Source organism: Paracoccus methylarcula (genome assembly GCF_003007735.2).
Lineage (GTDB): Bacteria > Pseudomonadota > Alphaproteobacteria > Rhodobacterales > Rhodobacteraceae > Paracoccus > Paracoccus methylarcula.
In genome coordinates this window covers 77326-96811 of sequence record NZ_PXNQ02000005.1, presented here as the reverse complement: position 1 = coordinate 96811, position 19486 = coordinate 77326, and the positions used below count along the sequence as shown (strand labels likewise).

The 19486-nt window shown below is 62.0% G+C and carries 18 protein-coding genes and 1 pseudogene; 11 read left to right on the top strand and 8 right to left on the bottom strand.

The window, feature by feature from the left end:
- Window positions 1–353 precede the first annotated feature (353 nt).
- The 6 genes from dnaA to A7A09_RS09365 all read left to right on the top strand — a co-directional run bounded on the left by dnaA (window position 354) and on the right by A7A09_RS09365 (window position 8108).
- Entirely contained in the window at window positions 354–1727 is a 1374-nt protein-coding gene (dnaA, locus tag A7A09_RS09390; RefSeq protein ID WP_106691160.1) for a chromosomal replication initiator protein DnaA, read from the top strand.
- Window positions 1728–1826: 99 nt separating this feature from the next.
- The gene (gene dnaN, locus A7A09_RS09385) at window positions 1827–2945 is read left to right on the top strand and encodes a DNA polymerase III subunit beta (RefSeq protein WP_106691159.1); all 1119 of its coding nucleotides are present in this window, start codon (window positions 1827–1829) and stop codon (window positions 2943–2945) included.
- A complete protein-coding gene (gene recF / locus A7A09_RS09380) occupies window positions 2942–4021 on the top strand; it encodes a DNA replication/repair protein RecF (protein WP_106691158.1) in 1080 nt (359 codons plus the stop codon). The genes dnaN and recF overlap by 4 nt, the downstream gene beginning before the upstream one ends.
- A complete protein-coding gene (locus tag A7A09_RS09375; protein WP_106691157.1) occupies window positions 4018–4653 on the top strand; it encodes a LysE family translocator in 636 nt (211 codons plus the stop codon). Before recF ends, A7A09_RS09375 begins: the two co-directional genes overlap by 4 nt.
- A gap of 94 nt (window positions 4654–4747) precedes the next feature.
- Complete coding sequence (gene gyrB / locus A7A09_RS09370) at window positions 4748–7186, top strand: DNA topoisomerase (ATP-hydrolyzing) subunit B (RefSeq protein WP_106691156.1); 2439 nt, start codon at window positions 4748–4750, stop codon at window positions 7184–7186.
- A 184-nt stretch (window positions 7187–7370) separates the two neighbouring features.
- Window positions 7371–8108 (top strand): outer membrane protein, encoded by a 738-nt coding sequence (locus A7A09_RS09365; protein WP_170167064.1) that lies wholly within the window; start codon window positions 7371–7373, stop codon window positions 8106–8108.
- 81 nt (window positions 8109–8189) lie between these two features.
- Here A7A09_RS09365 and A7A09_RS09360 read toward each other — a convergent pair whose 3' ends face one another.
- On the bottom strand, window positions 8190–8651 hold the full coding sequence (locus A7A09_RS09360; RefSeq protein ID WP_106691154.1) for an Lrp/AsnC family transcriptional regulator: 462 nt from the start codon (window positions 8649–8651) through the stop codon (window positions 8190–8192).
- Window positions 8652–8753: 102 nt separating this feature from the next.
- On the opposite strand from A7A09_RS09360, the gene A7A09_RS09355 reads away from it, so the two are divergent.
- Window positions 8754–10142 (top strand): aminotransferase class V-fold PLP-dependent enzyme, encoded by a 1389-nt coding sequence (locus A7A09_RS09355; RefSeq protein WP_106691153.1) that lies wholly within the window; start codon window positions 8754–8756, stop codon window positions 10140–10142.
- Between the two features lie 3 nt (window positions 10143–10145).
- Here A7A09_RS09355 and A7A09_RS09350 read toward each other — a convergent pair whose 3' ends face one another.
- Window positions 10146–10844, bottom strand: coding sequence for a helix-turn-helix transcriptional regulator (locus tag A7A09_RS09350; protein WP_106691152.1), 699 nt, complete (start codon window positions 10842–10844; stop codon window positions 10146–10148).
- Window positions 10845–10908: 64 nt separating this feature from the next.
- On the opposite strand from A7A09_RS09350, the gene A7A09_RS22080 reads away from it, so the two are divergent.
- Window positions 10909–11226, top strand: a complete 318-nt coding sequence (locus A7A09_RS22080; protein ID WP_366465751.1) for a glutathione S-transferase N-terminal domain-containing protein — start codon at window positions 10909–10911, stop codon at window positions 11224–11226.
- A complete protein-coding gene (locus tag A7A09_RS22075) occupies window positions 11226–11504 on the top strand; it encodes a glutathione binding-like protein (protein ID WP_366465749.1) in 279 nt (92 codons plus the stop codon). The genes A7A09_RS22080 and A7A09_RS22075 overlap by 1 nt, the downstream gene beginning before the upstream one ends.
- A 77-nt stretch (window positions 11505–11581) precedes the next feature.
- On the opposite strand, the gene rpsU is transcribed toward A7A09_RS22075, so the two are convergent.
- A complete protein-coding gene (gene rpsU / locus A7A09_RS09340; RefSeq protein ID WP_022705914.1) occupies window positions 11582–11788 on the bottom strand; it encodes a 30S ribosomal protein S21 in 207 nt (68 codons plus the stop codon).
- A 99-nt stretch (window positions 11789–11887) separates the two neighbouring features.
- Between rpsU and A7A09_RS09335 the strand changes: the two genes are divergently transcribed.
- On the top strand, window positions 11888–12544 hold the full coding sequence (locus A7A09_RS09335; RefSeq protein WP_106691151.1) for a COQ9 family protein: 657 nt from the start codon (window positions 11888–11890) through the stop codon (window positions 12542–12544).
- Window positions 12541–13542, top strand: a complete 1002-nt coding sequence (locus tag A7A09_RS09330; RefSeq protein WP_106691150.1) for an NAD(P)H-quinone oxidoreductase — start codon at window positions 12541–12543, stop codon at window positions 13540–13542. The genes A7A09_RS09335 and A7A09_RS09330 overlap by 4 nt, the downstream gene beginning before the upstream one ends.
- Before the next feature lie 4 nt (window positions 13543–13546).
- On the opposite strand, the gene A7A09_RS09325 is transcribed toward A7A09_RS09330, so the two are convergent.
- The 5 genes and pseudogenes from A7A09_RS09325 to A7A09_RS09305 form a co-directional block, all read right to left on the bottom strand.
- Window positions 13547–14767: a BaiN/RdsA family NAD(P)/FAD-dependent oxidoreductase gene (locus A7A09_RS09325; protein ID WP_170167063.1), complete on the bottom strand. Its 1221-nt coding sequence runs from the start codon at window positions 14765–14767 to the stop codon at window positions 13547–13549.
- A complete protein-coding gene (holA, locus tag A7A09_RS09320) occupies window positions 14764–15792 on the bottom strand; it encodes a DNA polymerase III subunit delta (protein ID WP_106691149.1) in 1029 nt (342 codons plus the stop codon). Before holA ends, A7A09_RS09325 begins: the two co-directional genes overlap by 4 nt.
- A complete protein-coding gene (gene lptE / locus A7A09_RS09315; protein ID WP_106691148.1) occupies window positions 15789–16286 on the bottom strand; it encodes an LPS assembly lipoprotein LptE in 498 nt (165 codons plus the stop codon). Before lptE ends, holA begins: the two co-directional genes overlap by 4 nt.
- Window positions 16273–18808, bottom strand: a pseudogene (gene leuS / locus A7A09_RS09310) (leucine--tRNA ligase). Before leuS ends, lptE begins: the two are co-directional and overlap by 14 nt.
- Window positions 18809–18888: 80 nt before the next feature.
- Complete coding sequence (locus tag A7A09_RS09305) at window positions 18889–19368, bottom strand: DUF3576 domain-containing protein (RefSeq protein ID WP_106691147.1); 480 nt, start codon at window positions 19366–19368, stop codon at window positions 18889–18891.
- Window positions 19369–19486 lie beyond the last annotated feature (118 nt).

Below are 19486 nucleotides of genomic sequence, written 5' to 3'. Positions count from 1 at the left end.
TGTCAAGCGCATAGTTCAGTTGCACGACGGGCTTCACTGATGCAAATTTTAGTCTGCGATTCACGTCGCTCTTTGGGGGACAGGTCGCGCCGAAAACCGGAAATTGATTCGGTATCTGTGGTGCGATCGGGCGCTGAAAGGGACCATCTCTTCTGCCCTTGGACTCGCGGCGGTCGGCTGCCACCGGCCTCTGTGCGTCCCTGTCGTTTGATTGGTACGGGTAAGGACCCGATCCGGTGACCGCGTTGCGGGCACCCGGTGTTCTATTGCCTATCAAGCTCCCCAAGGAAAAACAGGGAGTCCCGGCCTCCCGATTTGGCTGGGATCAGACAGGATAAAGGCTGGACGAAGAGATGGAAGAAATTTGGGGGCAGGCATGTATCAAACTGGAACAATCCGTCGGACCGAATAATTTCAATCACTGGATCAAGCCTCTCCGTCTGACCGCTCTGGAAGAGGGCGTGGCACGGTTTGCCAGCCCGACACGCTTCATTTCGGATTGGGTAAGCCGTCATTTCGCAAATGACATCATGGGCGAACTTTCACGCCACGGCCAGCATATCGAACGGCTGCGTTTCGACGTTATTCCGCAGGAAAGCGGCGAGCCTCGCCCCGCGAGCGAAAAGGGCGCCTCCCGCCCGGCAACGGCGAAGGCGGCGCGGAATGCCTCCGATGCGGGAAGGCCCGAACTTGGTGCGCCGCTCGACCCGCGCTTTACCTTTGGCAATTTCGTCGTCGGCAAGCCCAACGAATTGGCGCATGCCGCCGCCCGCCGTGTATCCGAGGGCGGCCCGGTCGGCTTCAACCCGCTGTTTCTCTATGGTGGTGTGGGCTTGGGCAAGACCCATTTGATGCATGCAATTGCACATGATTATCAGCAGCGCGATCCCTCGGCGCGAGTGCTGTATCTCTCGGCCGAGCAGTTCATGTATCGTTTCGTGCAGGCGCTGCGTGAAAGCACGATCATGGATTTCAAGGGCATGTTCCGGAACGTGAACATGCTGATGGTGGACGATGTCCAGTTCATTGCCGGAAAGGACAGCACGCAGGAAGAATTCTTCCACACCTTCAATGCATTGGTAGATCAGGGAAAGCAGATCGTCATTTCGGCGGACCGCACGCCGGCGGAAATCAAGGGCCTGGAAGAGCGGATAAAATCACGCCTTTCCTGTGGCCTGATCGTCGATCTGCATCCCACCACCTACGAGCTGCGCCTGGGCATCCTGCAATCCAAGACCGAGGTATTTCGCCAGCAGCAGCCGGATCTGCAGATCGGCAACGGGGTCCTGGAATTCCTTGCAAATCGAATCACCACCAATGTCCGCGTGCTCGAAGGCGCGCTTCAACGGCTGTTTGCCCATGCCAGCCTTCTGCGCCGCGAGATCACGCTGGAAGTGGCCCAGGAATGCCTGACCGACATTCTGCGCACCAATGACCGCAAGATCTCGATCGACGATATCCAGCGTAAGGTGGCCGAGCATTACAATATCCGCCTTGCCGACATGATGGGCCCCAAGCGGGCGCGGAACGTGGCGCGGCCGCGCCAGATCGCGATGTATCTGTCCAAGCAGCTCACCAATCGCTCGCTGCCAGAGATCGGGCGCAGGTTCGGCGGGCGCGACCATACCACCATCATGCATGGCGTGCGCAAGATCGAGGAACTGGCTGGCGAAGACTCGGGGCTGGCGGAAGATATCGCCCTTCTCAGACGGCAACTCGAAGCCTGAAGCAGACAGTGTCATGAAATCCTTGTGACCGCCACGGCAGGCGGTTACAAATCAGGTCCGTGGAATGGGCCGCATGGCCTGAAGGGACAGGGAAGAGCGATGAAATTCTCGATCGAGCGCGCCGTTCTGGTCAAAGCCGTATCGCAGGCCCAATCGGTCGTTGAGCGGCGCAACACAATCCCCATTCTCGCAAATGTCCTGATAGAGGCGAAGCCAGACGGGGTCAGTTTCCGCGCCACCGATCTCGATGTCGAAGTGGTGGACCGCGCGCCCGCTCAGGTCGAGCGGCCCGGCGCGACCACCGTCAGCGCCATCATGCTGAACGAGATCGCCCGGAAGCTGCCCGATGGCGCATTGGTCCAGATCACCTCGGACGATGCGGCGGGGCGGCTGACCGTCGAGGCCGGACGGTCGAATTTCAGCCTCGCCACGCTTCCGCGCGAGGATTTCCCGGTTCTGGCAGCGACCGAATACAGCGCCAATTTCACAGCTCCGGCTTCGGTGCTGCGGCGGCTGTTCGACAAGGCGAAATTCGCCATATCGACCGAAGAGACGCGTTATTACCTGAACGGTGTCTATATGCATGTGGCGCAATCCGAGGATGGTCAGGTGCTGCGCTGCGTGGCGACCGACGGTCATCGGCTGGCCCGTATTGATGCTTTGTTGCCCGAAGGCGCGGCGGATCTGCCTGGCGTGATCGTTCCGCGCAAGACGGTGGGTGAATTGCGCAAATTGCTGGATGACGACGAAGCCGATATCGCGGTGTCCGTCAGCGAGACCAAGATTCGCTTTGCCACGCCCGAGATCACCCTGACCTCTAAGGTCATCGACGGCACTTTCCCGGATTACTCCCGTGTCATTCCCGCGAACAACACCCGCAAGCTCGAGGTCGATGCCAGCGATTTCGCCCGCGCCGTGGATCGTGTGGCGACGGTCAGCAGCGAACGCTCGCGCGCCGTCAAGCTGGCGCTTGAATCCGATCGGCTGGTCCTGTCGGTGAATGCGCCCGATTCCGGTGCCGCCGAGGAAGAGCTGATCGTGGCCTATTCCGATGAACCGCTGGAGATCGGCTTTAACGCCAAATACCTGCAGGAAATCGCCAGCCAGGTCGATCGTGACAATGCGGTGTTCATGTTCAACGGCTCGGGCGACGCCGCGCTGATCCGCGAAGGCAGCGATCAAAGCGCGATTTATGTCGTCATGCCGATGCGGGTGTGACGGTCAGGGATCTGTCGCTGGCGCAGTTCCGGTCCTGGCCACGGCTGGATCTGGAACTTGACCGGCGCCCCATGGCGATCTTTGGCCCGAACGGATCAGGCAAGACCAATATCCTGGAAGCGGTGTCCATGCTGGCCCCAGGGCGCGGGCTTCGGGCGGTTCCCGCCCCCGACCAGGCCCGGCAGGGGCGTGATGCCGGCTGGCGGATCAGGGCGCGCATCGGCGATCATGAGGTCGCTACCACGGCACCGCCCGGCCAGTCCCGCGGAGTCGTGATCGATGACAAGCAGGTGCCGCAAACCACTTTGGGGCGGTTGCTTCGGGTGATCTGGCTGGTTCCGGCGATGGACCGGCTCTGGTCCGATGGGCCCGAAACGCGCCGCAGGTTCATGGACCGGGTCGCGCTCAGCCTGTTTCCGGATCATGCCGAACATGCGCTTGCCTATGACAAATCCATGCGTGAACGGAACCGCCTGCTGAAGGACCAGGTGACCGATCCCGGCTGGTACCGGGCGCTGGAGGCGCAAATGGCTGCGGCGGGCGCTGCCCTGACCCGCAACCGGCAAGCGGCACTGACACGGATCATGGCGGCGCAGGATCAGGACGCAACAGGGTTTCCGGCGGCGGTCCTGACCCTTATGCCCGGCGAAGGGCAGGCCGACGATCCGGACGAAGAGAGCATTGCCGCGAGATTGGCCGCCATGCGGGCGCGAGATCTAGCGGCGGGGCGCAGCCTGACCGGACCGCATCGCGCCGATCTGGGCGCGCATTGGGGGCCGCAGCAGATGCCTGCGGCATTGTCATCGACCGGAGAGCAGAAGGCGTTGCTTCTGTCGCTGGTTCTGGCCAATGCCCGCGCCCTGTCGGATCAGCCGGTGGTTCTGCTGCTGGATGAGGTCGCCGCGCATCTCGATGCGGAGAGGCGCGCGGCATTGTATGACCGGATCACGGCCTTGCCCGCACAGACATTGCTGACGGGAACAGGTCCGGAATTGTTCACCGATTTCGGCGCAAGGACTCGGCGGCTGTCGGTTCGCAAGGATGGCGGCGCGTCCAGCGCCGAGGAGATTGAATGACATTGCAAGCCGAGTCGATCTGGCTTTACGCCATCGCCATGGTCGGGATCTGGTTCACGCCGGGTCCGGTCTGGGTGGCAATCATCGCGCGTGCGCTCGCCTCGGGCTTCAAGGGGGTTTGGCCCCTGGCGATCGGAGTCGCCATCGGCGACGCGATCTGGCCGCTGATCGCGATTTTCGGGCTGGCCGTGATCGTTGCACAAAACGCCATGCTGATCGAGGCGATGCGCTGGATCGCGGCGGCGGTGTTTATCGGCATGGGCATCATGCTGTTGCGCAAGGCATCACAGCCGGTCGAACGCGACTCGCGCCTGACCCGCAGCGGCACATGGGCTGGATTTTCGGCGGGTATCCTGGCCATCGCAGGGAATCCCAAGGCGGCGCTGTTCTATGTCGGTGTGCTGCCTGGTTTTTTCGATGTCACGAAACTGACCGGACCGGATGTCACCACCGTTGTTGTCATGTCCTGCGCAATTCCCTTTTGCCTCAATCTCGGCATGGGTGGAGCGATCGCCGCCGCCCGTTCAAGGCTGTCCAGCCCAACCGGCTTGCGGCGGATGAACCTGGTCTCGGGCGGGCTTTTGATCGCGGTTGGATGCGTCATCGGGCTGGGCCAGATGCTGGCCGGCTGAACCCGGCCGGTGCGGTGGAAAAAACCCAGTGTTCGCCGTGACTTTCCCTTCGCGAATGGCTATATCATCATCAGATTGACAGGAACCATAGCACATGACCAACACCGCCCCGCAGCCAGCAGATTACGGTGCAGATTCCATTAAAGTTCTCAAGGGGTTGGAAGCCGTTCGCAAGCGGCCCGGCATGTATATCGGCGATACCGATGACGGCAGCGGCCTGCATCATATGGTCTACGAGGTCGTCGATAACGGCATCGACGAGGCGCTGGCCGATTATGCCGACTATGTGAAGGTCGAAATCCACGCCGATAACAGCGTCAGCGTCCGTGATAATGGCCGAGGCATCCCGGTCGAGACGCATTCCGGCGAAGGGGTCAGCGCCGCCGAGGTCATCATGACCCAGCTTCACGCAGGCGGGAAATTCGACCAGAACAGCTACAAGGTCTCGGGCGGTCTGCATGGCGTCGGCGTGTCGGTTGTGAACGCGCTCAGCGATTGGCTGGAGCTGCGTATCTGGCGCAATGGCAAGGAACATTACGCCCGCTTCGAGCATGGCGATACCGTTGAGCATCTGCGCGTGGTCGGCGATGCGGCGGAAGGTGAGACTGGAACCGAAGTCCGTTTCCTTGCCTCGGCCAAGACGAACGACCCGAACGGCACCTTCAGCAACCTGGAATACAGCTTCAAGACGCTGGAAAACCGCCTGCGGGAATTGGCCTTCCTGAACAGCGGCGTGCGGATCATCCTGGAGGACAGCCGCCACGCCGATTTGCAGCGCACCGAGTTGTTCTATGAAGGCGGCGTGCGCGAATTCGTGAAATATCTCGACCGTTCCAAGGCACCGGTTATGCCGGAGCCGATTTTCATCACCGGCGAGCGCAACGGCATCGGGGTCGAAGTCGCGATGTGGTGGAATGACAGCTACCATGAAACCGTGCTTCCCTTTACCAACAATATCCCGCAGCGGGATGGCGGCACCCATATGGCGGGTTTTCGCGGGGCGCTGACGCGGGTGATCAACCAATATGCGCAATCCAGTGGGATCGCGAAGAAGGAGAAAGTCGATTTCACCGGCGACGATGCGCGCGAGGGGCTGACCTGCGTGCTGTCGGTCAAGGTGCCTGACCCGAAATTCTCCAGCCAAACCAAGGACAAGCTGGTTTCAAGCGAGGTCCGTCCGGCCGTCGAGGGCATGGTCAACGAGAAGCTGGCTGAATGGTTCGAGGAAAACCCGAACGAGGCCAAGCAGATCGTCGGCAAGATCATCGAGGCGGCATTGGCGCGCGAGGCTGCCCGGAAGGCGCGCGAACTGACCCGCCGCAAGACCGCGATGGATGTTGCCAGCCTGCCCGGCAAGCTGGCCGATTGCCAGGAAAAGGATCCCTCCCTGTCCGAATTGTTCATCGTCGAGGGTGACTCGGCGGGTGGTTCGGCCAAGCAGGGCCGCTCGCGCAAGAATCAGGCGGTGCTGCCCCTGCGTGGCAAGATCCTGAACGTGGAGCGCGCTCGGTTCGACCGGATGCTGTCGTCGGAAACGGTCGGCACGCTGATCACGGCCCTGGGGACGGGGATCGGACGCGACGAGTTCAACCTGTCAAAGCTGCGCTATCACAAGATCGTCATCATGACCGATGCAGACGTGGACGGCGCGCATATCCGGACATTGTTGCTGACGTTCTTCTTCCGCCAGATGCCCGAACTGATCGAGGCGGGGCATCTCTATATCGCTCAACCGCCGCTTTACAAGGTCGGTCGGGGTCGGTCCGAGGTCTATCTGAAGAACGAGGCGGCGCTGGAGGATTACCTGATTCAGCAGGGTGTCGACGGCGCGGCGTTGCGGCTTGGATCGGGCGAGGAAATCGTGGGCAACGATCTTGCCCGGGTCGTGGAAGAAGCGCGCACTGCCCGGCGCATTCTGCGGGCTTATCCGACGCATTACCCGCCGCATATCACGGAGCAGGCCGCGATCGCCGGGGCGCTGATGCCGGGCAGGATCGACTCGGATGCGCAGGGCGCCGCCGATGCGGTTGCCGAGCGCCTGGACATGGTGGCCGAGGAATATGAGCGTGGATGGGGTGGGCGTCCGACCCAGGATGGCGGCATCCGCTTGACCCGGATGCTGCGCGGGGTGGAGGAAAGCAGAACGCTCGACGGCCAGATGCTGAGGAGCGGCGAAAGCCGCCGTCTGGCGGAAATGACGAAGGCCTTGCAGGATGTTTACGGCAAGCCTGCCCGGCTGATTCGCAAGGATCGCGAATTGCCGATCTACGGACCGCTCGGTTTGCTTGCGGCAATCTTCCTTGAGGGAGAGAAGGGCCTTTCCCTCCAGAGATACAAGGGCTTGGGGGAGATGAATCCCGATCAGCTATGGGAAACCACCCTCGATCCGGTTGCACGGACCCTGCTGCAAGTGCGTATCGAGGATGTTGCCGAGGCGGAGGATCTGTTCACCAAACTGATGGGTGATGTCGTTGAGCCGCGGCGGGAATTCATCCAGCAGAATGCTCTAAGTGTTGAAAATCTCGACATCTGAGACCTCGGAGGAACCAGGGTGTTGTAGAACTGTCGCTTGCGACGGCATATTCATGCCAGTTGTCGAATTTGCGGCTATTGCCAGATTGCAATTTGCATTCGCAGGGCGTTATCTGCCCTTACCTTGCCGACATGTTTGCGGGAAATGCGTGGCATGCGGCACCCTAGAGTATTGGAGATTCGAAATGCGTGGAAAATTTCTTGCCACGGTTTGTGCTGTTTCAAGTGTTACGACGTTGATCAGTGGTGTGGCATATGCTGGCGGCTTTGTTGCCCCCGTGATCGAACCAACCCCGGTGGTCGTCGAGCCGACTCCGGTTTCCGATTGGGCTGGTGCATATGTCGGTGGATCGCTGGGCTATGTGCTCGGCAGTGATGATTCTGTTGGATTTGAGAACAGTGACACAGGTGCCCGTGACACGGATCTTGGTGACCTGGATTTGAAAGGCGTCAATGCCGGGCTGCATGCCGGTTATCGCTGGCAGAAGGACAAGTGGGTTTTCGGTCCGGAACTGGGTATCGAGGGTGGCAGTGTCGATGCCAGCGAGAATATCAGCCCGTTCGGCACCGACAGCGAGATCGAGTCCGAACTGAACTATCTCGTTTCGCTGCGGATGAAGACCGGCTACGAGGTCAGTCCGAACACGCTGGTTTATGGAACCTTCGGGGTTGCCCATGGCGACTTCGATTACACGCTTTCGGATGCAAGCAGTTCCCAGACCAAGGGTTTCTCGGATACCGGCGTTGCGGCGGGCTTGGGCGTCGAGCGTAAGCTGAACGAAAACCTGTCGATGTTCGCAGAGTGGGAATACCGCCATTTCGGAAAGACCGATGTCGCTTTCGATACGGACGCGGGCACGCTCAGCACGCGAGCCACTCCGAAGCACCACAATGTCAAAGTCGGTGTGAACTATCGTTTCTGATGGTTTGAACCAGGAAGATTTTGGGCCGGCCGTGTGTTCACGCGCCGGCCCTTTTTCTTGATCTGACCCCTGGCGGGTTTGTCACGGCAATCGCAGGGGACGGCCCTCGAATATGGTCTCCATCGAGAACACGCCGGTGACACGTTCGAGATTCATGTCCTCGATCAGTGCCTTGTAGCATCGGTCATAACCGCTCATCGATGTGGTCACCAGCTTGGCCATATAATCCCACTCGCCGCCGATCCGGTGAAACTCGGTGATTTCCGGTATCGATTCGACGCGGGCGCGAAAGCGATGGGCCCAGGCATCATCATGATGCCGGGTCCGGATCATCACGAACACGGTCAGATGCAACCCGGCCTGTGCGGCATCGATGGAAGCGCGGCTTCCCCGCAGGATCCCGGCTTCGGTCAGCTTTTGCAATCGCCGCCAACAGGCATTCTGCGACAATCCGATTCGTTCTGCCAATTCGCGTTGCGACAGGGAGGCGTCCTGTTGCAGCGCCTTCAGGATATCGTGGTCGATCTGATCTAAATCTGACATAACACCGATCAATTGACACAAAATTTATGAGAAAACCAGAAATAAACAGCACATCATTCGCAAGATCACGTGTCATTCTATAGAGAACGACGGAGGTGACACGTGAATTTCTTCGAAAAATTCCGGGAAGGTTTGGGCGATGTCCGGGCGCTGGATGAGGGGTTGATCGGCCGCGATGCGGTGATCTCGGGACCATTCGGTCCACGCCGATTGATCTATGCCGATTACGTCGCCTCGGGGCGTGCCCTGCGCCAGGTCGAGGAGACCATCATCGAAGAGGTGCTGCCCTGGTATGCCAACAGCCATACCGAGGCCAGCCATTGCGGCGGCATGATGACCCGCCTGCGGCGAGCCGCGCGGGCCGAGATCCTGCGCTGCACTGGCGGTGGCGATGAACATGCGGTTGTTTTTACCGGCTCCGGCGCAACCGCTGCTCTGAATCGGCTGGTTCACATATTCGGTATCGGGCCGGGATGGACGGTCCTGATCGGCCCATATGAGCATCATTCCAATATCCTGCCTTGGCGTGAAAGCGGCGCAAGGGTGGTGGAGATACCCGAAGCGCAGAATGGCGGTCCGGACCTGTCTGCCATCCAGGCGGAGCTCGATCGTGGCGGGCCTATTCTTGGCGCGTTCTCGGCGGCCTCCAATGTCACGGGGGTGGTCACGGACGTGGCTGCGGTAACGCGGCTGATGAAGCAAAACGGCGCCAAGATCCTGTGGGACTATGCGGGCGGCGCGCCATATCTGCCAATCGACATGGGGCTGGGAATGGACGCTGTTGTTGCCTCTCCCCACAAGTTCATCGGTGGACCGGGGGCATCCGGGGTCATGATCCTGCGCCGCGATTCCGTGAGAGCGACGCGGCCGACCCATCCGGGTGGCGGCACGGTTCGCTTCGTCAATGCTGCAGGCCACGATTATGCGTCGGCCGTCGAGGCAAGAGAGGAAAGCGGAACGCCCAATGTGATCGGCGATATCCGGGCGGCCATGGTCTTTGCGCTGAAAGATGCGATAGGGCAGCGGCAGATCGACGAAATCCATTCCCGTTGGCTGAACAAGGCGGCGTGCCTGGATTCGGTTGCCGAGTTGCAGATGCTTGGGCATCCGACGGCGGGGCGACTGCCGATCCTCGCGTTTCGAGTCCGCGACGGTCGGGGCGGCTTCATCCATCAGCAACTTGCGACCCGGATGCTGTCCGATCTCCATGGGGTTCAGGCGCGCGGTGGCTGTGCCTGTGCCGGGCCCTATGTCCATCGGTTGTTGAACATAGACGAGGAAACATCGGCCCGATTGCGAGCAGCGATCCTGCGGGGCGAGGAGGTGGAGAAACCCGGCTTTGTGCGCTTGAACCTGTGCTGGGCAGCCCCCGAGGCCGATATTGACGCGATCCTCGACGCTATTTGCGATCTGGCAAGAAATGCGCCGCAGTATACAAGACATTATTCCTGCGATCCGGCGACGGCGATTTTCCATCCGGTCGCGGCGTGATCGTCACGCGCGAACCGGATGCGCCTTGCGCGTGGCGGCATATTCGCGAACCAGCACCACGCGATGCGGGCGAAAGCTGTTACCCGTGCTGCGCAGGGTCTCGATGCGATTGACATGGAACACGCGAAAATCCATCCGCAAGCGGCAATAGGCCAGGAGCATCAATGTATGCTGCGAATATGACAGGCCAAGCGGCCAGATCGGCCGGCGCGTCGGTGCACCCTTGAGGTCGATATAGTCTATCTCAAGCTCCATCTCATCCCAGCATGCTGAACGGATCACGGAGAGATCTATCCGTGGCGGCGCGCGTTCCGGGCCGGTGTCAAAGCTGCGCATGACGGCGTGCAGGGCCTGCCGTGACTGGCGCTCGGGCAATGTGGCGATGATGCGGGCGAGCGCGTCATGTGCCGCCGAGTTCAGGTCCGGGTCACCGATGCGGCCGAGCGCATCGACCGCCAGCCGCAGCGCCTCGATCTCGAGACGCGAGAAGCTTTGCGGCGGCAGCGCGGGATCTTCGGTCAGGGTATAGCCCAGCCCGGCTTCGCCATCGATCAGCGCGCCGCCGGCCCTCAGCGTTGCGATGTCACGATAAAGCTGGCGCCGTGAAACGCCGGTTTCCTCGGCCAATCTTGTGGCGGTGACGGGTGCCGGAAGCCGGCGTAGCAGATCCATAAGACGCATCAGGCGATCGGTTCGGGCCATGCTGCCTCTTTCTGTCAGTGGGGGTCCGTTAATCCTTGAACATCATTTGCCAAGGAGACAACCCATGCCGACGCTCTATCATGCTCCCAACAGCCGCTCGACCGGCATCGTCCAGTTGATCGAGGAGATGGGGCTGACCGACCAGGTCGATATCGTTTCTGTCACCATCCCCCGGCAGGATGGCTCGGGCAGCCGCGATCCCCGGAACCCGCATCCCGAGGGCAAGGTGCCGTATCTCGTCAATGAAAGCGACTATATCCGGGAACGCGGTGCGATCATCGCCTATCTGACGGATATGTTCCCCGAAAGCGGGCTAGGCCGCTCTGTCGGGATCCGCAGCGGGGCGAATACCTGTCTTGGCTGTTCTATTACCAGGGGGTGATGGAGCCCGTCGCGATCCTGCATTTCGTGCAGCTCAGCCATCCCGCCATCGAGTCGTCACTGCGCGACTACGATACGATGCTGACACGGTTGGACGAGGTGCTCGGCAAGCAGCCCTATCTTCTGGGCGAGAATTTCAGCGCGGTTGACCTGCTCTGTTCCGGGCCTTTCGCCTGGTTCGGGGATCAATTGCCATCGACTCCGGCCATTGATGCATGGGTCGCGCGTTGCCAGGACCGCGAAGCGGTGCGGAGGGTTCAAGCCAGAGACAATTCCTGAACGAAAGCCGCCGCTTTCAAAGGCAGACCCCCGCAGCAAGGCTGCGGGGGTCGCTGAATACGCGTGATCGCGTTGTCTTACAGTGCGCCTTCGCGCTGTGCCTTTTTACGGGCCAGCTTGCGGGCACGGCGAACGGCCTCGGCCTTTTCACGGGCTTTCTTGACCGACGGCTTCTCGAAATGTTGCCGAAGCTTCATCTCGCGGAATACACCTTCGCGCTGAAGTTTTTTCTTCAGGGCACGAAGCGCCTGTTCGACATTATTGTCGCGAACATTGACCTGCATGTGGTTGTCACCACCTTCCTAGGTTAGAGTTGATCTGATTGCAGGAGGCGCTCTTCTAGCAGCGAAGCGCATCCTTGTCCAGATAAAGGCCCGGAAACCATGCAAACAGATCGCGAAGCCCTGCTGAATGCGGCCCTTGACCATGTTCCGTTCGAGGGAATGAACGATCGTGCCCTGCTGGCGGGGGCCGCGGATATCCATATGCCCGAATCACTGGCTCGCGTGCATTTTCCGCAAGGCGGAGCCGGGCTGGCCGCGGCTTATCACCGCCGGGCGGATGCCCGGTTGCGTGAATGGATGGAGACCATGCCACCGCAGGAGCGCTTTCGCGACCGGATAGCGGAGGCAGTCTGGCACCGTCTTTCGCTGGTGCAGCCCGAGCTGGTGCGCGCCGGAGCCGCAACGCTGGCGCTGCCGGGACATGCGGCGCTCGGGACACGCCTGCTATGGGAGACGGCGGATACGATCTGGTCCGGGCTTGGCGACCGCTCGGATGACGCGAATTGGTATACGAAGCGTGCGACGTTATCGGCGGTGATCGGGGCGACGGTCCTGTTCTGGCTGGGAGACGCATCCGCGCATCAGGCAGAGACCCGGGCTTTTCTTGACCGCAGGATCGACGGGGTGATGCGGTTCGAGAAAGCCAAGGCATCGTTGCGCAGGATTCCGGGCGCCGCGTCGCTTGGCGATCTGGCTTTCGGCTGGATACGTGCGCCACGCCGACGTAACCTGCCTGGAAAGATGCAGACAAGATAGGGAAGCGCCATGTTCTCCGACACGATGAAGCTATCGAGATCGCCACGCCGGGTGACGCGGATGCATTGCGAGTGACCGGACGGCCCGTACCGGTGCCGGGGCACGATCAGATCCTGGTCAAGATCGCCTATGCCGGTGTGAACCGCCCGGATGTCCTGCAGCGCCGGGGTGCCTATGCGCCCCCGCCGGGCGCTTCGGACTTGCCGGGGCTGGAGGCGTCGGGTGAGGTCGTCGGGATCGGTGCCGGGGTTACCCGCTGGCGCAAGGGCGACAAGGTGACTGCCCTGCTGCCGGGAGGCGGCTATGCGGAATATGCGGTCTGCAATGCCGATCATGCGTTGGCGATTCCCCGGGGCATGGACCTGCGCGAAGCCGCCTGCCTGCCCGAAACGGCTTTCACCGTGTGGTCCAATGTCGTGACCCGTGGCGGGTTGCAGGCAGGGGAGCGGTTTCTGGTTCATGGTGGCACCTCCGGCATCGGCATGATGGCGATCCAGATCGCGCGTGCGCTTGGCGCGCGCGTTTGGGCGACCGCCGGAAGCGACGAGAAATGCGCGGCGATCAGCAAGATCGGCGCGAACGCGATCAATTACCGGGAAGAGGATTTCGTCGAGAAGGTGACTGCTGAAGGTGGTGCCGACCTGATCCTCGACATGGTCGGCGGAAGCTATATCTCGCGTAATATCAGGGCATTGGCAAATGACGGCCGGTTGGTCATGATCGCCTTTCTCGAAGGTCCCAAGGTCGAGCAGAATTTCGCCCAGATCATGGTGAAACGATTGACCGTCACCGGATCGACCCTGCGTCCGCAATCTGACACGGCCAAAGCCGAGATCGCGCAAGTGCTGCGCGACCGGCTCTGGCCATTGATCGAATCAGGCGCGGTGAATGTAACCATCGACAGCGAATTCGCCCTGAAGGATGCTGCCGATGCTCATCGCCGGATGGAGAGCAGCGGGCATATCGGCAAGATCGTCCTGAAGGTTTCGGACGACTGAGCCGCTACCGTGACCAGCCGTCAGCTTGCTCGGTCCTGTCGAGATAGATGGCAGCCGCCTGTCCCGCTCTCCGCCCGGTGGCGAGGCATCCGGTAATCAGGTAACCACCGGTCGGCGCCTCCCAATCCAGCATTTCCCCGGCGACGAAAACACCGGGAAGTGCCCGCAATTGCAAATCGGCCGTTATGGCGCTTTCGGAAATGCCTCCGGCGGTCGAGATCGCCTGCTCCAACCCCATCGGGCCGTCATGGCGCAGCGGCAGGGCCTTGGCACGTTTCGCCCAATGCGATGCCGTCATGGGCCAGGGCCGACCCCATTCCAGCAACAGCGCGATCTTGACCGGTTCACCAAGCACCCGGCGCAGCCAGTTGCCGATCGAAAGCTTGCCCTTGGGCCTTGCAAAGCGCTGCTCCACGGCGCTTTCATCCAGATCCGGAAACAGATCGACTTTCGCCTCCATCCCGTCCCGGATCCGGGCGGCAACCTCGTAAACCCCGCCGCCCTCGATGCCGGAGCGGGTGATGACCCATTCCCCCCGGGAAACTTGGGTTCCGGCATGGATCGCGACCCCTTTGACGGCCGATCCGAAATGCCGGTCCATGGCGTCCGACCAATGGACCCGCAGCCCCATATTCGCGGGCTGGAACCGGGTAAGCTCCACCCCGGCGGCCTCCAGCAGGGGTTTCCAGCCAGCATCGGAACCCAAGCGCGGCCAGCTCGCGCCACCCAGGGCCAGGACCGTTGCAGACGGGTTCAGCACCCTGTCGCCATCGGGAGTCGAGAACCGGAAGCCGTCCCCGAGACCAACCCATTTCCAGCGCGTCCGCAATTCTACCCCCGCCGCGCGCAATCGCGCCAGCCAGGCGCGCAGCATCGGCGACGCTTTCATGCCGACCGGAAACACACGCCGGGTCGAGCCGGTGAACAGCTCGATCCCCAGCCCTTCGGCCCAGTGCATGACCTCGCTTGGTCCGAAATCGGGTTCCCCGGTATCCCAATATCCCAATGCCTCACGGGCACCGCCACTGAAACGCCCGATGAAATCCGGCATCGGCTCGTCCTTGGTCAGGTTGAGTCCCGATTTGCCCGCCATCAGGAATTTCCGGGCGGGTGTCGGCATGGCCTCGGCAATCACGACATGCCGTCCGGCTTCGGCAAGCTTCTCGGCAGCCATCAACCCGGCAGGTCCGGCGCCGATGACCAGCGCATCGACCTGCTCGGTCACCGCCTGCCCCGATGGCTCATCGCCAACCGGATCAATGTCCGCTCCACCAGGGCCATCTGCGGCGCCCGGCTGGAGCTTCGCAATGTCAGGTCGGTGGTCAGCAGTTGCGAAACCGCTTCTTCCAGCGGGGCCATGCCCCAGTTCTGGGCCTGACGGGCCATTCGCTCGCGCCGGGGGCCGAAAACCGGAGGGCGCATCCGTGACAGGCCGGCTCCAGGCCCTTGCGGGTCGGCCGCGGCCATATGCAAGGCCCGGAAATGCCTGAGCGCGGCAATGCACAGGCTGACCGGTGTTATGCCCTGTCCTTCGATTCGCCGCATCAGGGGGCCGAATTCGTCCGATCGTCCCTCGGCCACCACATGCAGCAACTCGTCGATTTCCGCTTCGATGGTTGCGGGCGCGCTCAGGGCGATTTCGGCGGGGGTCAAGGGCGTCGAATCGCCGTATTTGTAAAGCCCGATCTTCTCGATTGTCTGGCGCATGTCACCGGGATCCAGGGCGCGGGCCAATGTCATCAGATCGCGCATCGCATCGCGCGGCACCTCGCGCAGGCCAGAGGCCTCCAGCCACCGGGTGATTTCTTCCTCGCCGGGCGGATCGTCATAGATCGGTGCGGCGACGGCCTGCTTGTGCGGCTCGAACAATTTGCGAAGGGCCGAGGATTTCGCCAATCCGCCGGCGGTCACCACGATCACCGCGTCACCGGGCTGCCATGCCTCCAAAGCGGCGCGGATCGCTTCGGTCCCGCTATCGGGTGTGTCCTCGACCAACACGACGCGCGGGCCGGGAAAGAAGCCGACTTCCTTGATGGCGTCCATCAGGGTTGCGGGATCCTTTTTCAGCCCCGCCCCGGCCAGCCGGGTCAGCCGCATCTCTTCCTCGGCATTCTCGCCAACCAGCGAGGCAACCGCTTCGGCCCGCTTCAGGGCCACCCGCATCGCATCCTGACCGTAGATCAGCAATGCGGGCCGCGACGGATCGGGTCGCGCAAGGTACCGGGCGATTTCTCCGCCCTTGAGATTCATGTTTCGGGCAATGTGTCGGAGGCAGCCAGCAGGCGTGTGACCACCTGATCGGCGAGCATTCGGGCCAAGCGTTCCCGCGCATCGCGCTCGGCGCTGAGCGTTGCGATGGTGGTTTCGGTGGTCGAGTAAGAGGTAAAGCTGCTGACCCGTCCCGATACCAGCACCTTGCCGGATCTGTCCTTGAGCGAGAAATCCGCAGTTCCGTTCAGCGAGTAGCGGGTGGTGACCTCATCGGTCGTGATCGCTTGCGGCACCACGCCGATGCTGATCAGGTAGTCAAGATCGAAAGGCGCTTGCCCGTCCGGTCCCAGCCTTTCAGCCAATCGGCGATTGAAGGCGAAATCCTCGTAGGTCTTCGGATCGCGGGGCCGGATCTTGCCAAGCAGCCTGTCGCCGGCCCCGCCCGGCCCGTAGACCGGGGTCAGCCCGCAGGCGCCCAGGGCCAGCACCGTCAAGAGGACGGCGCGGCGGGGAAGGAGGTCAGGCGACGACATTGACGATCCGTCCCGGGACGACGATCAGCTTTTTCGGTGCGGCGCCGTCGAGGAACCGTTTCACGGTATCATCCGCCAGCACCAGCGCCTCGATCTGATCCTTGGGCATGTCCTTGGCCACGCTGATCTCGGCCCGGCGCTTGCCATTGATCTGGATGGGCAGGGTCACGGTATCATCCTCCAGCATCGCCGGATCCGGTTGGGGCCATCCGGCATCGACAACCATGCCCTGACCGCCCGCCATTGACCAGACCTCCTCGGCCAGATGCGGCACCATCGGCGCCATCAGCTGCGCCATGATCCGCAGCACCGCCTTTCGCGCCTCACCACCTGCCCGGGATTTGCCTACGGCATTGGCCAGTTCATACAGCTTGGCCACGGCCTTGTTGAACGCGAATCCCTCGATTGATTTCGTCACATCGGCAATTGCCCGATGCGCGGCGCGTGCCAGTTCGGGATCGTCACTGCCATCGCCGCTTTCCTCGGCCAGCCGATAGACGCGGGACAGGAACTTGCTGGCGGCCTCGGCCCCTGCAGCGGTCCATTCCACGTCACGCTCGGGCGGGCTGTCGGACAGCATGAACCAGCGCGCGGTATCGGCGCCAAAGCTGGACACGATATTGACCGGATCGACCACATTCTTCTTGGATTTCGACATCTTGGCCGAAGGAACGATCTCGACCTCGGTTCCATCCGCCAGCTTCCCGTCGGTCACGTCCTCGGGCAAGTGATAGACCGGGCGCCCGCGTTGGTCGTGGGTCCGGTAGATCTCATGCGTCACCATGCCCTGGGTGAACAGCGCATCGAAAGGCTCTTTCGCCGCCTCGGGCAGATGACCCGTCTTGACCATCGCTCGGGCGAAGAAGCGGGAATAGAGCAGGTGCAGGATCGCGTGTTCGATTCCGCCGATATACTGGTCCACGTTCATCCAGTAATCGGCATCCGCCCGTGCCGTCGGCTTATCCGCATGGGGCGATGTGAAGCGGGCGTAATACCACGAGGAATCCACGAATGTATCCATCGTATCGGTTTCGCGCAGGGCTTTGCCCCCGCATTTCGGACAGGTGGCTTGCCGCCATGCCGAGTGCCGGTCCAGCGGATTGCCCGGCTGATCGAAGCTGACATCCTGCGGCAGCAATACCGGCAGGTTCTCCTTTGCCTCGGGCACCGTGCCGCAAGCCTCGCAATGCACGACCGGAATCGGGCAGCCCCAATAGCGTTGACGGGAGATGCCCCAGTCACGCAGGCGGAATTTCGTCACGCCCTCGCCATAGCCGTTCGCTTCGGCATGGGCGATGGCAGCGTCGACGGCCGCCTCTCCTGTCTGATCCGTCTCGCCCGCGAAACCGCGGACATAGGTGACGGGCTCGGATTTCAGCGGGACATAGGGCGCCTTGGCGACCATCGCATCGGCCTGGGCCAGATCCATGCCGCGTTCACCGAAGGTCGCGCGGATCGGCAGGCCGTATTTGCTGGCGAATTCATGGTCGCGCTCGTCATGGGCGGGCGAGCCGAAGATCGCGCCGGTCCCGTAATCCATCAGCACGAAATTCGCGATCCAGATCGGCAGTTTCCATTCCGGATCAAGCGGGTGGCGAACGGTCAGCCCGGTGTCGAAACCCATCTTGGGCGCGGTCTCGATCGCCTCTTCCGTAGTGCCGATGCGGCGGCATTCCTCGCAGAAGGCGCGATATCCGCGTTGTCCCTTGCCAATGCCCTGATCATCGGATGATCCGGCGACAAGGCCAGGAAAGACGCCCCCATCAGCGTGTCGGGCCGGGTCGTGTAGACCTCGATGGAATCAAACCTTCGGGAGCATCCTCGGTGGCAAAGCCGAATTGCAGCCCGCGCGACTTGCCGATCCAGTTCTGCTGCATCAGCCGCACCTTGTCGGGCCAGCCTTTCAGCCCGTCCAGCGCGTCCAGCAATTCCTCGGAATAATCCGAGATGCGAAAGAACCATTGCGTCAGTTCCTTTCGCTCGACCGGCGCGCCCGAGCGCCAGCCCTTGCCGTCGATCACCTGTTCATTGGCCAGCACGGTCATGTCGACCGGATCCCAGTTGACCATGGCCGATTTGCGGGTGATCAGCCCGGCATCAAGGAAATCCAGGAACAAAGCCTGCTGCTGCGCGACATAATCGTCGTCGCAGGTAGCGAATTCCCGGCTCCAGTCGATGGACAGGCCGAGGGGTTTGAGCTGCTCGCGCATGGTGGCGATATTGCCATAGGTCCAGTCGCGCGGATGGCCGCCCTGTTCCATCGCGGCGTTCTCGGCGGGCATGCCGAACGCGTCCCAGCCCATCGGGTGCAGCACGCTGAAGCCCTGGGCGCGCTTGAACCGCGCCACCACGTCGCCCATCGTGTAATTGCGGACATGACCCATATGGATGCGCCCCGACGGATAGGGGAACATCTCCAGCACGTAATATTTCGGCCGCTCGTCGCGGATGGCGGTAAAGCTGCCGGCATCGGCCCAGGCTTTTTGCCATCGGGCTTCGCTGCTGGAGGGATCATAGGGCATATCGGACCTCGGGCGTCGTCATTCACTTGCCGCAGGATGTATACGGCAGGCGAGGTCAGGTCCAGTGGCGCAACTCGGTGCTATAGCCTGCCGTCGCGGATACGCAATTGCCGTGCCCGGGTCAGGATGGCATCCTCGACGGCCCGAACCGTTCCCGGAGCGACCGACGCGCCGCCCGGACCCTGCAGCGACAGTTTGAGCGCGCGGGCATCCATCGCCGGATCGCTGATCTTGACCGTGGCGCGATAGGAGCGTCCGCCGCCCGGCGGGGTGCCATAGCCGGTCACGATGACCCCGGTGAACGGATCGACGGATTGGATCGGCAGGAAGTTCAGCACATCGAGGCTGGCATTCCACAGGTATTTGTTGACCGCGACAGTGGTGTTGGGATTCGTCCTGTTGCCGAAGACATCCCAGATCGTGGTCTGGCGGGCATCGGCACGCATGTCCGGTTCAAGCCGGGCGTTGCTAGTGGTGCCCTGACGGTTGCCGCCGCATGCGGCAAGGCCGAGGCAAAGCGTGGAAACGATCATCAGTTGCGCTGCGCCTGTCGTCTTCATGAAATCCCCCGGTTCTTCGCGTTGAACGCAGCTTTAGCGCGGATTCCCCCCTTGCGACAAGCGCCTTGGAAAAGCGTGATCGGGCCCGCATCCGCAAGATGGCCACGGTGCAACCGGG

What these genes read in the sequence shown, in the direction of transcription:
- dnaA (WP_106691160.1), top strand. Translation starts at nt 354, where the DNA reads ATGGAAGAAATTTGGGGGCAGGCATGTATCAAACTGGAACAATCCGTC.
- dnaN (WP_106691159.1), top strand. Translation starts at nt 1,827, where the DNA reads ATGAAATTCTCGATCGAGCGCGCCGTTCTGGTCAAAGCCGTATCGCAG.
- A7A09_RS09375 (WP_106691157.1), top strand. Translation starts at nt 4,018, where the DNA reads ATGACATTGCAAGCCGAGTCGATCTGGCTTTACGCCATCGCCATGGTC.
- gyrB (WP_106691156.1), top strand. Translation starts at nt 4,748, where the DNA reads ATGACCAACACCGCCCCGCAGCCAGCAGATTACGGTGCAGATTCCATT.
- A7A09_RS09365 (WP_170167064.1), top strand. Translation starts at nt 7,371, where the DNA reads ATGCGTGGAAAATTTCTTGCCACGGTTTGTGCTGTTTCAAGTGTTACG.
- A7A09_RS09360 (WP_106691154.1), bottom strand. Translation starts at nt 8,651, where the DNA reads ATGTCAGATTTAGATCAGATCGACCACGATATCCTGAAGGCGCTGCAA.
- A7A09_RS09350 (WP_106691152.1), bottom strand. Translation starts at nt 10,844, where the DNA reads ATGGCCCGAACCGATCGCCTGATGCGTCTTATGGATCTGCTACGCCGG.
- A7A09_RS22080 (WP_366465751.1), top strand. Translation starts at nt 10,909, where the DNA reads ATGCCGACGCTCTATCATGCTCCCAACAGCCGCTCGACCGGCATCGTC.
- A7A09_RS22075 (WP_366465749.1), top strand. Translation starts at nt 11,226, where the DNA reads ATGGAGCCCGTCGCGATCCTGCATTTCGTGCAGCTCAGCCATCCCGCC.
- rpsU (WP_022705914.1), bottom strand. Translation starts at nt 11,788, where the DNA reads ATGCAGGTCAATGTTCGCGACAATAATGTCGAACAGGCGCTTCGTGCC.
- A7A09_RS09335 (WP_106691151.1), top strand. Translation starts at nt 11,888, where the DNA reads ATGCAAACAGATCGCGAAGCCCTGCTGAATGCGGCCCTTGACCATGTT.
- holA (WP_106691149.1), bottom strand. Translation starts at nt 15,792, where the DNA reads ATGAATCTCAAGGGCGGAGAAATCGCCCGGTACCTTGCGCGACCCGAT.
- lptE (WP_106691148.1), bottom strand. Translation starts at nt 16,286, where the DNA reads ATGTCGTCGCCTGACCTCCTTCCCCGCCGCGCCGTCCTCTTGACGGTG.
- A7A09_RS09305 (WP_106691147.1), bottom strand. Translation starts at nt 19,368, where the DNA reads ATGAAGACGACAGGCGCAGCGCAACTGATGATCGTTTCCACGCTTTGC.